The sequence below is a fragment of the Nitratidesulfovibrio liaohensis genome, from assembly GCF_011682075.1.
Lineage (GTDB): Bacteria > Desulfobacterota > Desulfovibrionia > Desulfovibrionales > Desulfovibrionaceae > Cupidesulfovibrio > Cupidesulfovibrio liaohensis.
In genome coordinates this window covers 1-11331 of sequence record NZ_VSMK01000810.1, presented here as the reverse complement: position 1 = coordinate 11331, position 11331 = coordinate 1, and the positions used below count along the sequence as shown (strand labels likewise).

7 protein-coding genes are annotated in these 11331 nt (G+C 68.0%); 1 reads left to right on the top strand and 6 read right to left on the bottom strand.

Going from position 1 to position 11331, the window contains the following annotated elements:
• Positions 1-132 precede the first annotated feature (132 nt).
• The 6 genes from FVW27_RS20215 to FVW27_RS20190 all read right to left on the bottom strand — a co-directional run bounded on the left by FVW27_RS20215 (position 133) and on the right by FVW27_RS20190 (position 8387).
• A complete protein-coding gene (locus FVW27_RS20215; protein ID WP_167128875.1) occupies positions 133-498 on the bottom strand; it encodes a response regulator transcription factor in 366 nt (121 codons plus the stop codon).
• Positions 499-572: 74 nt separating this feature from the next.
• On the bottom strand, positions 573-2363 hold the full coding sequence (locus tag FVW27_RS20210; RefSeq protein WP_167128872.1) for a methyl-accepting chemotaxis protein: 1791 nt from the start codon (positions 2361-2363) through the stop codon (positions 573-575).
• 85 nt (positions 2364-2448) lie between these two features.
• The gene (locus FVW27_RS20205; protein ID WP_167128869.1) at positions 2449-5097 is read right to left on the bottom strand and encodes a PAS domain S-box protein; all 2649 of its coding nucleotides are present in this window, start codon (positions 5095-5097) and stop codon (positions 2449-2451) included.
• Positions 5098-5231: 134 nt separating this feature from the next.
• On the bottom strand, positions 5232-5684 hold the full coding sequence (locus FVW27_RS20200) for a response regulator (protein ID WP_167128866.1): 453 nt from the start codon (positions 5682-5684) through the stop codon (positions 5232-5234).
• Between the two features lie 55 nt (positions 5685-5739).
• Positions 5740-7995 (bottom strand): ATP-binding protein, encoded by a 2256-nt coding sequence (locus FVW27_RS20195; RefSeq protein WP_341806193.1) that lies wholly within the window; start codon positions 7993-7995, stop codon positions 5740-5742.
• Between the two features lie 104 nt (positions 7996-8099).
• Positions 8100-8387, bottom strand: a complete 288-nt coding sequence (locus FVW27_RS20190; protein ID WP_167128863.1) for a phage regulatory CII family protein — start codon at positions 8385-8387, stop codon at positions 8100-8102.
• A 473-nt stretch (positions 8388-8860) separates the two neighbouring features.
• On the opposite strand from FVW27_RS20190, the gene FVW27_RS20185 reads away from it, so the two are divergent.
• Positions 8861-11331: PAS domain S-box protein (locus tag FVW27_RS20185; protein WP_279586669.1), on the top strand; the 2471-nt coding region annotated here is incomplete at its 3' end.

The following is an 11331-nucleotide window of genomic DNA, read 5'->3' as shown; positions in this document are numbered from 1 at the left end:
CCGGTGGCGCGACCTGGCCCGCCTGGTCAGCGCCGGTGGGGGCTGCCGGTCCGGCGTCACGGTTGGCGTCGGGACGCACGTCGGGCCGGATATCGGCCCGCGTGCCCGGGGGTGTATCATCCCGCGTCCCGTTCATCCCAGAAACTCCTCTATCTTGCGGATCAGCGCCAACGGGCTGAACGGCTTGGGGAAGTAATCGTCGGCCCCGGCGCGCAATCCTTCCTCGCGGTCCTGAGTCTGGCCCTTGGCGGTCAGCATGATGATCCGGCAGCCCGCCGTGACCGGGTCGGCCCGGATGCGCCGGGTGGCTTCCAGCCCGTCGATCTCGCCGGGCATCATCACGTCCATCAGGATCAGGTCCGGGCGGTGCAGGCGGGCCATCTCCACCGCCTGCACGCCATTTTCGGCCTGCAATATCTGGTAGTTGCCTATGCGCAACGTGGCCTGCACCAGTTCACGCACCTCGTACTGGTCCTCGGCGATGAGTATCCGTTTCATGGCACATTCCCCTTGCATGCGGCGAAGTCGGGTGTAGGCCCGGGCGACCGCACGCGGTTCCAGACCGGCGGACGTCAATAGCGTTCGAAGTCGGCGTCGGACGTGGCCGCCCCGTCCAGATCCAGGGTCACGCCGGGCTGCCCCGCCCTGGCGGGGCGGTCACCGTGCACCCCGTCCTCGGTGGGGGCGGCGTGCGAGGGTCCCCGCTGCGGTCGGCGTATCTCCAGCCCGCCCGCACGGCCCGACAGGACGGACGGCCCCGACCTTGCCATGGGCACGGCCAGCCCTCCGCCGCCCGCAGGCAACCGGAAGAACGCCACGGTCTGGGCCAGTTGCGTGGCCTGCCCGGCCAGTTCTTCCGACGTGGCGGCCATCAGTTCCGAGGCCGAGGCGTTCTGCTGAATCACCGAATCGAGCTGCTGCACGGCCTTGTTGATCTGCTCCGCGCCCACGCTCTGTTCCTTGCTGCCCGCCGCGATCTCCTGCACCAGTTCCGCCGTCTTCTGGATGCTGGGCACCAGCGTGCCCAGCATGCTGCCCGCGCGCTCGGCCAGGGCCACGCTGGACGACGACAACTCGCCGATTTCCGCCGCCGCCGTGCCGCTGCGCTCCGCCAGTTTGCGCACCTCGGAGGCCACCACGGCAAAGCCCTTGCCGTGCTCGCCCGCGCGGGCCGCCTCGATGGCCGCGTTGAGAGCCAACAGGTTGGTCTGCCTGGCAATTTCCTGCACGATGGAAATCTTTTCCGCGATGGTCTTCATGGCCCGCACGGTCTGGGCCACGGCAGTTCCGCCCTCGCGGGCGTCCTCGGCCGAACGCAGGGCGATGCGGTCGGTCTCTGCGGCATTCTCGGCGTTCTGCTGGATGTTCGAGGTCATCTGCTCCACCGAGGCGGACACCTCTTCCACCGCGCTGGCCTGCTCCGTGGCTCCCTGGGCCATGTTCACCGCCGTCTCGGACAGTTCGCGGCTGCCCGCCGTGACGCCGCGGGTGGTTTCCATCACCTCGCCGATGACCCGGCGCAGATTGCCGGTCATGGTGCGAATGGCCTCGGCCACGCTGCCCACCTCGTCCCGGCTGGTTACCTCGACATCCGCCGTCAGGTCGCCGGAGGCCACCTGCCCGGCCACGTCGCGGATGCGCTGGAGCGGCCTTGCGATGGACCGGTTGGCCAGCAGCCACGCGCAGGCCACCACCACGCCCACGATGCCCAGCGCCCAGCCCGTCACGGACAGGGCTGCGGAACGCACCTGGGCATTCACCGCGTCCAGCGACGAAACGATCTCGAAGGCGCCGTGCACCTCGCCCTCGCGCCAGCCTTCCTTGATGCCGCCCACCACGTCGCGTTCGCCCTTGGCGTCGCCGTGGCAGAACAGGCATTCGCGCGTCAGCTTGATGGCCCGGAAATACCGGATGCGGTCCGCCTCGCGCAGGATCAGTTCCTGCTGGCCCGAGGATGAAAGCTGCTCCAGAACCCTGCGCTCCAGGTCCGTGGGTTCGTTGGCCTGATTGCGGGGATGCATCTTGGGCACCCGGAATTCGTAGCCCAGCTTTTCCGCATTGACCCTGGCCATCTTGATGGCGGTGATCACCGGCACCGCGTCCACCACCTTGTCGGGCGGCAGTTCCGCGAACGGACGGATCAGCCCGCCCTCGAGCTTGCGCGACATCTCGTCGCGCGCGGCCTCTGCCATGAGCACCACGGCCCGGCTTTGTTCCAGGATGGCCTCGTGCGCGCCCTCGCGGATGTCGCCGATGCGCTGCACGGCCATGACGCCCGCGATGCACACGGGCCCCAGGATGGCGATGGCCATGATCTTGGCCTTGATGCCGAATGCTCCACGCCGTTCACGTTCGCCGGTCATGGCGTCTCCTTCGGGGCGCGCGGCCCCATTCGCCAGTTATCCAGTATCCCTGGGCCATGCCCGCTCACGCACCGGTCTGCCCCGCCTAGCCTGCTTGGCCGGTCTGGCCGGTCTGGCCGGTCGGCAACGTGAAGCGCACCGTGGTGCCCACGTCCTTGGCGCTTTCCACCGCCACCTCGCCGCCATGCGCTTCTATGAGGTACTTCACGATGCTCATGCCCAGACCCGTTCCGGGTATGCCGGTATTCGAGGCATCGCCCCGATAGAACTTCTCGAACACCCGCGAAAGCTGTTCCGGGCTCATGCCCATGCCGTTGTCGCGCACGCTGATCTCGTGCGCGTCCCTGCCTGGCCGCAGCCGCACCTCCACCACGCCGCCGCCGGGGGAATACTTGACGGCGTTGCTCAGCACGTTGTCGAGCACCTGGGCCACCTTGTCCGCGTCCACCACGGCGGGCACCGGGGTTTCCGGCAGCAGCAGCCGGAACGAATGACGGCGCGTGCCAACGATGTGCGCGGCCACCTTGCGGCGAATCAGCGCCACCAGGTCACAGGGCCTGCGTTTGAGGCTGAAGCCCTGACCCATTTCGATGCGGGAAATATCCAGCAGGTCCGCCACGATACCGGTGACCAGCGTGGCCTGCTCGTTGATGTAGCCAAGGTACTGGCGCTGCTCCACGGGGGGGATGTCATCCCCGGTGACCAGCAGTTCCGAAAACCCCAGTATAGTGGTGAGCGGGGTGCGCAACTCGTGCGCGGCGGTAGTCAGGAATTCGTTCTTCATGCGATCCAGTTCGCGCTCGCTGGTCACGTCGTGCAGCACAGTGACCACGCCGGTCCGCCCGCCGCTTGCGTCGCGCACCTCCGAGGTGCTGGCCGTGTAGTGGTGCACGCCGCCCGCTTCCGTGGGGCGCGAAAAGCCGAACTGGCAGGGCGCCCCCCCCATGGTGTCGTTCAGGCAGTGCACCAGCCGATTGCGCAGCGGGGCATCCTCGATGAGGTCCGCCACCCCCTCGCCCATGAGGTCGCCGGGGGCGGCAAGGCCCAGAATGTCCTCCGCCGCCGGGTTGGTCAGCACCACCCGGTGGTCGGGGTCGGTGACCAGCAGCCCCTCGGACACGGAACGCAGGATGAGGTCGATCTTCTCGCGATGCGATTCCGCGGTGCGCAGGGCCAGCTCAAGGTCGCGGGTGCGCTCCAGCACCATGTTCTCGAGCCGGGCGCGGTAGCCTTGCAATTCCGCCTCGGCGGCACGTCGCTCGCTGATGTCCTCCAGCATACCCACGGCGTATTGCAGGTCGCCCTTGCGCCCCCGGATGGCCGCCACGGCCAGCCGTACGGGAAAGACCGTACCGTCGCGCCGCAGGTGCTGCGTTTCCAGAAAGAAGCCGTTGCGCTCGCCCCGGTGCAGTTCCGCGAACAGGGCACGCACGTCCCCCGCCGCGTGCCCGTGCACCAGTTCCGAAAAGTGCCCAAGGGGCAGTTCCGCCGCGGCAAAGCCGTGCAGCGCGTTGAACAGCCGGTTGGTCTTGACGAGGCTGCCATCCTGATCCGCGATGAACACCCCCAGCGGGGCATGCTCGAACACGGCGCGAAAACGCGCCTCGCTCTGCTGCAACGCCTCTTCCTGCTTGCGGCGGCGGCTGACGTCGCGTCCGATGCCGAAGACCAGCACCTTGTCGCCGTCGCGCACGGGCACGGATACCGATTCTATCCAGTTCTCGCGTCCGTCGGGCCGCAGCCACGAATACACGGCGCTCTGCGGACCACGCAGGCCGCCGTCGTCACGGAAAGGATCGGGGGGCTTGCGCCCGCCCAGAAACACCTGCAACTGGTGCACGGCGTCCATGGCCCGCAGGTCGTCGCGGGTACGTCCGGCCATGCGTTCATAGCCCCGGTTGCAGTCCACCAGCCGGGGGGCACTGCCGTCGTCGCGGTGCTCATAGACGGAAATCCCGTCCAGGGAATGCTCGAAAATGGTGCGGTAGCGCAGTTCGGCCTCGCGCAGGGCGCGTTCCGCCTGGCGCTGGGCGGTGATGTCGCGCAGGGCCACCAGGGTGGCAGGACCGTCGTCCCAGGTCACCGGCGCGGTGCGCACCTCCACCAGGCAGGGGTTGTCGCCGTCGCCGCACAGGTCCAGTTCGTCGTCGCGCACCGGTACGGGCGAAGGCTGCCCCAGCATGTCGGGAAGGGCGGGCAGGTCACGCCCCAGCATGGCCAGCGCCGCAGGGTTGGCAAAGCGCACCAGGGCATCGGCGTCCACCACCAGCATGCCGTCCGGATTGGCGCTGATGATGGTTTCCAGGCGCTGGCGGTGCTGGCGAAGGGCTCCCTCCACCCGCTTGCGATCTATGGCGTAGCGGATGGTGCGGGCGATGAGCCCCTCGGCCACCTCACCCTTGCGCAGGTAATCCTGCGCGCCGCGCGCCACGGCCTCTTCGGCGAAGCTGGGGCTGGAAAGCCCGGTCAGCACGATGACGGGCAGTTCCGGCGCGTACGAAACCAGGCTGCCCAGGGTGTCCCACCCCTGGCTGTCCGGCAGGCTGAGGTCCAGCAGGGCCACGTCGAATGTGCCGCCGTCCAGTAGGGCCAGTCCCTCGGCCAGCGTTTCCGCCCGCTCGATGGCATGCCGCAGGCCCGACCCGGCAAGCAGCAGGCTGAGCAACCTGGCGTCGCCGGGGTCGTCCTCGAACAGCAGTATGCGCACCTGCCCCTGTTCCTTCCCCTGATCCATGAAGCCTCCGGGGGACTTCCCGGCTTACGCTGGTGTTACTCCGGCGTGCGTGGCGCGCACGCCGTGGGCTGGCCGGCAGACACGGCAGGCACGGACATGGCTGCAAGGCCGTCTCAGGCCATGCCATCCCATCTTCAATCCCCCTTCACCGGCAGAGTCACGATGCCCATCCAGAAATGCTCGATCTGCCCCACCACCTCCAGAAACTGTTCCCAGCCCACGGGCTTGGTGATGTAGCAGTTGGCGTTGAGGTCATAGGCGTGCAGGATGTCGCGTTCCTGCCGCGAGGTGGTCAGCACCACCACCGGAATGGAACGCAGGTCCGGCGTGCTCTTGATTTCTTCCAGCACCTCGCGCCCGTTCTTGCGCGGCAGGTTCAGGTCCAGCAGCACAAGGTCCGGACGGGGCACGTCGGTATACTGGCCCTCGCGCCGCAGAAAGGACATGGCCTCCTCGCCGTCCTCCACCACGAACAGCCGATTGGACACGCGGTTGCCTTTCAGCGCCTCGCGCGTCAGCCGCACGTCGCCGGGGTCGTCCTCCACCAGCAGGATGTCGATGAGTCTTGCCTGATGCATGCCGCTCATGTCTCTCTCCCGTACAGTCTTGTTCGATTGGCGAAACCCGTGACAATTGCTGCGGTTACGGCAGAGGCTGCCCGACGTGCCCGTCCGGAACGACAGGCATGCCTGGCCCGTATGCCCCAGACTGCCCAGTCGGCCTGGCAAACCTGTCCGGGATCACGAAGCGGAACGTGCTGCCCCGGCCCGGCGCCGACTCCACCTCGATGGTGCCGCCGTGCCGCTCCACGATCTTCTTGCACACCGCAAGGCCAATGCCGGTACCCGGATAGCGGCCCGGTCCGTGCAACCGCTGAAACACCCGAAAGATGCGTTCGAAATGCTCGGGCTTCATGCCGATGCCGTTGTCACGCACATGAAATACCCACGCCCCGCCGGGCTGCCCGCCCCCAACGGCCCGCGCCGCCCCGATGGAAATGCTCGGGGGCACCTCCGACCGGTACTTTACGGCGTTGCCCAGCAGGTTGCGCAACAATTGCTCCATCTGCACCCGGTCGGCCCGGATCATGGGCAGCGGCCCCCTGTCCACCGTGGCCCCGGCTTCCTCGAGCAGCAGGCCAAGATCCGAGAGCACGGTATCCACCACCTTTTCCATGTCCGTGTCCTCGAACTCCCGCCCCTGCGTGCTGACCCGGGAATAGGACAGCAGATCCTCGATCATGTCCTTCATGCGGCGGGCCGCATCCACGGCAAAGCCGATGAACTCGTCGGCGTCGCTGTCCAGCCGTCCCACGTAGCGCTTGGCCAGCAGATCGAGAAAGCTTGCTATCTTGCGCAGCGGCTCCTGCAGGTCATGCGAGGCGATGTAGGCGAACTGCTCCAGTTCCGCGTTGGAACGGCGCAGTTCTTCCGTCTGGCGCTCCAGGTACAGCTCCGCCTCCTTGCGCTGGGTCACGTCGCGGCCGGACAGATAGACCAACCCTTCTTCGGGCAGGGCCACCGAGGTCCAGGCAAGCCAGCGGTACACCCCGTCCTTGCAGCGAAAGCGGTTTTCCACCGGGGTGGCCGCCGCGCCCGGAAGCCCGTTGGTACCGCTTACCAGCAACGGTTGGCTTGCATCCTGGTCATCCGGGTGCACGAAATCCAGAAACGGGTGCCCCGTCACTTCTTCCACCGAAAAACCGAACAGGCGCACCCAGGCCGGGTTCACCCGGCGCAGTGCACCCTGCTGGGTAACGATGGCCACCGGGTCCAGCGACAGGGCGAAGAAGCGTTCCGCCTCCTGCTCGGCCCGCTGCCTGCTGATGGCCTCGCGCAGCATGGATGCCCGGGCCTCTCGCGTGGCCGCGGTACCCGCCTCCACGTCGCGGCGCAGGCGCATCGTGCGCCACAGCAGCACCACCGAAGCCCCCAGAAACACGGTAAGCAGCGTAAAGGCCACACCGGCCAGCAGCAGTTCGCGGTCGGTATAGCGTGACAGCACGTTGCCGCCGAACCAGCGGCGGTACAGTTTGTCGTATTCGCCAGAGGCGCGAACCTTGACGAGAGCCTCGTTCAACTCTGCCATCAAGGGCGTGTTGCCCCCGGCCGTGCCGAACGAAAATCGCAACGTGCGCAACGGCTGACCGGAAGGTTCCAGCGGGGCGTCCGTTGGCAGGCGGCGAATGATGTGCTCCACCACCGGTTCCGGGGCCACCAGGGCGTCGGCCCGGCCCCAGGCCACGGCCATCACCGCATCCAGCGGGGTAGGTACCGGCAGCACACGCTGGCCGGGCATGCTCCGCAGGTACTGGTGGCTGGCATGGCTCTCCACCACGGCCACCAGCAGCCCGGAAAGGGCGGCCACGCCACGCGGGTGGGCACTGCCGTCGCGCCGCACGTAGATGCGTTCCGCCACTTCCAGGCCGGGTTCGCTGAACTCAAGCTGTGTCTGGCGCTCCGGCGTTTCCGCCACCAGGGCCAGAACGTCCACCGTGCCCTCGACCAGGTCGCTCCGCAGGACCGGGCCGCTGTCGTCGGCGTGGAACACCGCCCTGCGGCCTGCGGCACGGGCCACGGCCTCTGCCAGGTCACGCGCGAAGCCTGCTGGCACCCCCTCCACCATATAACTGAGCGGCGGATAGGTGGTCAGCAGGCCGATGCGCAATTCCGGAGCGTCGGGGGGCAACCCGTCGTTGGCCCGCATGTCCGGTACCGGCGGGGTGATGCCACCCGGCTCCGAGTCGGATGGCGCTTGCGCACCGGCATGCCGCCAGCTGTCTTCCGCCGCCCATGCGGTCCCCGCCGGGGCATGCGCCGCCCAGCCAGGCCAACCGCCCAGACCGCCAAAATCCTGCGGCAACAGCAACAGCAGCAGCACCGGCACGACGGCCAGCACGCACAACGCCAACCGCACCGCCATTCCCGTGCAGCGGGTCGGACCGGGCCAACGGCCTCGTCGCCGCCTTTCCGGCGCAGTGTCGTTCCCCCAGGACGGCATGCCTACCGTCCGGGGTACGCCCCGTGGCCGGGGTCCTCCTCGCCGCCATCCACCGGAGCCAGCCGGTAGCCCAGTTCCTGCGCGATCTGCTCCAGCGGCGTCACGTCGCGGGTGGTGCGCAGTATCTGGAAAAACGTTTCCACGCCCAGCTTTGCCCCGAGGTCGAACGGGTTCAGTTCGCGCATCAGGGTGGGATAGGGCTTGCCGATGGTGCGCGCCACTTCGCGCGCCTGGCTTCTGCTGCTGAGCACAGCCCCCTGCACCATTCTGGTGATCCACTTTTCGGACATGTTCCCTCCTGCGGCCGTCATTGGCCAGCCTGTGGGGGGAATATCAAGAATCATGCCGGACCATGGATCGGAGCAAGCGGACACTCCTGTCATTTTCATTTCTGCAACATGCTGTTTCCACTATGGTTGCTCTTTTTTGCGGGGAACGCTATCTCTAACCCTGTATCTGGAGATGAGATTCGTGTCTCGTGAAATGAGACTGCATATCATCAGGTGAGACAACCCCTATTCCCCGCCGCGCAGCCAGGCATGCCGGTGGTGCCCGACGGCAGCCGACGCCGGGCGGGCACGGAAAAGGGCGCCGGGCGGACACCCCGGCCATCCGCGAGGTTTCTCCCCCCATGTCTCATCAGGCCCATCAGAATCATCGGACGCATCAGGCTCATGAGGCTGCGCAAGCTCCCTCGCCCGATGCGGTGCCCTCCGACCGGCAGGGCGACCCCCTTCCGCTCTTCGAGCACAGCGTGGCCCCCATGCTGCTGGTAGACCCGGAAAACGGCAGCATCGTGGACGCCAATCCCGCCGCCTGCCGCTTCTACGGCCACCCGCGTGAACGCATGGCGGGCATGCCCATATCCACCATCAACACCCTGGACGAACACGAACTGGCCGCACGCATGGACGAGGCCTTCCGGCGCGAGCGCACGGCCTTCCGGTTCCGCCACCGGGCCGCCTCGGGCCTGGAGCGCGAGGTGGAGGTGCACAGCGGTCCCGTGTGGCTCAATGGCCGGGCCCTGTTGCATTCGGTGGTGCACGACGTGTCGTCCCTGCACGACTCCATGCAGCGCGTGGAACGGGTGCAGCGGCTCAACGACCTGCGCGCCGCGCTCATCCACAGCGGCCCGCCGGAGGAAAAACTGCGCCTGCTGGCGCGGGAAATCCTGTCCATCTTCGGTGCCGGCTCCTGCCGCATCTGGCTGGCCCGGCAGGGTGACCGCTGCGGCCAGTGCCCCCACGCCGGGGCCCCATGCCCCACGGCGCCACGCACCCCACCGATCTGCCTGCACATGGTGGTGGAGGAACCGACCTCGCCCCGCTGCCAGCCAAACCCGACGGAACAGGCCCGGCCCGACCCGCGCATCATCCGCATTCCCTTCCGGCACGGCCCGGTTGGCCGCGCTGCCTCGGCCAGTACCCGGCGCCCGGTGCTGCACGCCACGCCGGAAGCCGATGCGCCCCTGTCCTGCGCGTGCGGCATGTTTACCGCCTACGCCATCCGCGTCGGGCAGGGCATTTCCGGGGGGGTGCTGGGCGTGCATCTGCCCGCGCTGGACCCCATCACCGACATGCAACTGGAAGGGCTTACCCACACCGCCGCGCACCTGTTGCAGGCGGCCCGCACCGCAGAAGTCACGCGCCGGGCCCTGCGCGGCCTGGACAACCGCATCCGCAAGCGCACCGCCCAGTTGCGCCGCGCCAACCAGTTGCTGCGACACGAAGTGGCCGAACGCCGCCGGGCCGAGATGGCCCTGCGCCGCAGCCGCGACCTGCTGGAACACGGCGAGCGCATCGGGCTGCTGGGCAGCTACTGGCGCGACCTGGAAACCGGTCAGGGTCAGTGGTCGGACAACCTGTTCCACATGTTCGGCTTTCCCGTGGCGGCGGAGGCGCCTTCGTTCGCGCGGTTCTTCGAGCGCATCCACCCCGACGACAGGACGCGGATGGCCGAGCAACTGCACCACGCCATGACCCATCAGGCCGACACTCTCGTCGAATACCGCTACCGGGGGCCTTCGGAACAATATCGCCACGCCCGGCAGCAGGTGACCTTCGATACCCCTGCCCGCACGGGGCACAGTGCTCCGGTGGTGATGCACGGCATGGTCCAGGACATCACCGAGCAGCGTCAGCGCGACGAATTGCTGCGCCTGCAACGCGATCTGCTGCTGGCACTCGGCATCACCACCACGGTGGAGGACTGCCTGGGGCTGTGCCTGCGTACCGCCCTGCGCGCCGAAAGCGTGGATGCAGGCGCGGCGTGGGTGCGGGCGGAATTGCCCGACATGCCCGGAAGTTCCCACGAGCAAGACGGCACGGTGCGACATGAATGGCGGCTGGTGGCAGCGCAGGGGTTCGATCCGGTGGTGCTGGACAGGGTGCGCTGCCTGCCTCCGGACACGCCTGCCACGCGCCTGATGGAGGCGGGCCGCCCCGTGCCCGAGACACCTCCGGACCAGGAATCGTGCTGCATGCTTACCGGCGATGTGGAACTGGACGCACTGGCCACAGCCTCGTCCATCTGCTGCGCCCACCTTCTGCCCATTCTGCACGAGGGTCGGGCCGTGGCCTGTCTGCTGACGGGTACGCGAGGTCCCGGCGCCATGCGCAAGGCGGCCCGCCATCATGTGGAGGCCGTGGCCGCCCAGGGCGGCAGCGCCTTTGCCCGAATCGTGCAGCAACAGTCGCTGCGCGAGAACGAGGCCAACCTGCGCGCCCTGCTCAACGCGCCGCGCCTCAGCGCCTTCCTGCTCGACACCACTGGCCGGGTGCTGACCTGCAACGCCACGGGTGCCGGGCGCCTGGGCACCACCCCGGACGCCATGCTGGGCCGCATGCTGTGGGACTACATTCCCGATGACCTGCGCAGCAGACGGCACAACGTACTGGCCAGCGTAGTGGACACGGCCACCCCGGCCACCTTCCGGGATGTGCGGGGCGTCCACATTTTCGACCACTCCCTGTACCCCATCACCGACGAGACGGGCCGGGTGCACCGGGTGGCCTGGCTGGCCGAGGACGTGGCCCACGAGGTGGCCCTGGAACGGCAACTGCGCCAGGCCCAGAAGATGGAGGCCGTGGGTACGCTGGCCGGGGGTATCGCCCACGATTTCAACAACATTCTTGGCGTGATCATGAGCAACATCGAGATGCTGCGCGGCACGGGCCTGACCGGCAGGGCCGCCGCCCGCGCCGACCGCATCCTGCGCGCCGCATTGCGGGCGCG

What these genes read in the sequence shown, in the direction of transcription:
- FVW27_RS20190 (WP_167128863.1), bottom strand. Translation starts at nt 8,387, where the DNA reads ATGTCCGAAAAGTGGATCACCAGAATGGTGCAGGGGGCTGTGCTCAGC.
- FVW27_RS20210 (WP_167128872.1), bottom strand. Translation starts at nt 2,363, where the DNA reads ATGACCGGCGAACGTGAACGGCGTGGAGCATTCGGCATCAAGGCCAAG.
- FVW27_RS20205 (WP_167128869.1), bottom strand. Translation starts at nt 5,097, where the DNA reads ATGGATCAGGGGAAGGAACAGGGGCAGGTGCGCATACTGCTGTTCGAG.
- FVW27_RS20200 (WP_167128866.1), bottom strand. Translation starts at nt 5,684, where the DNA reads ATGAGCGGCATGCATCAGGCAAGACTCATCGACATCCTGCTGGTGGAG.
- FVW27_RS20215 (WP_167128875.1), bottom strand. Translation starts at nt 498, where the DNA reads ATGAAACGGATACTCATCGCCGAGGACCAGTACGAGGTGCGTGAACTG.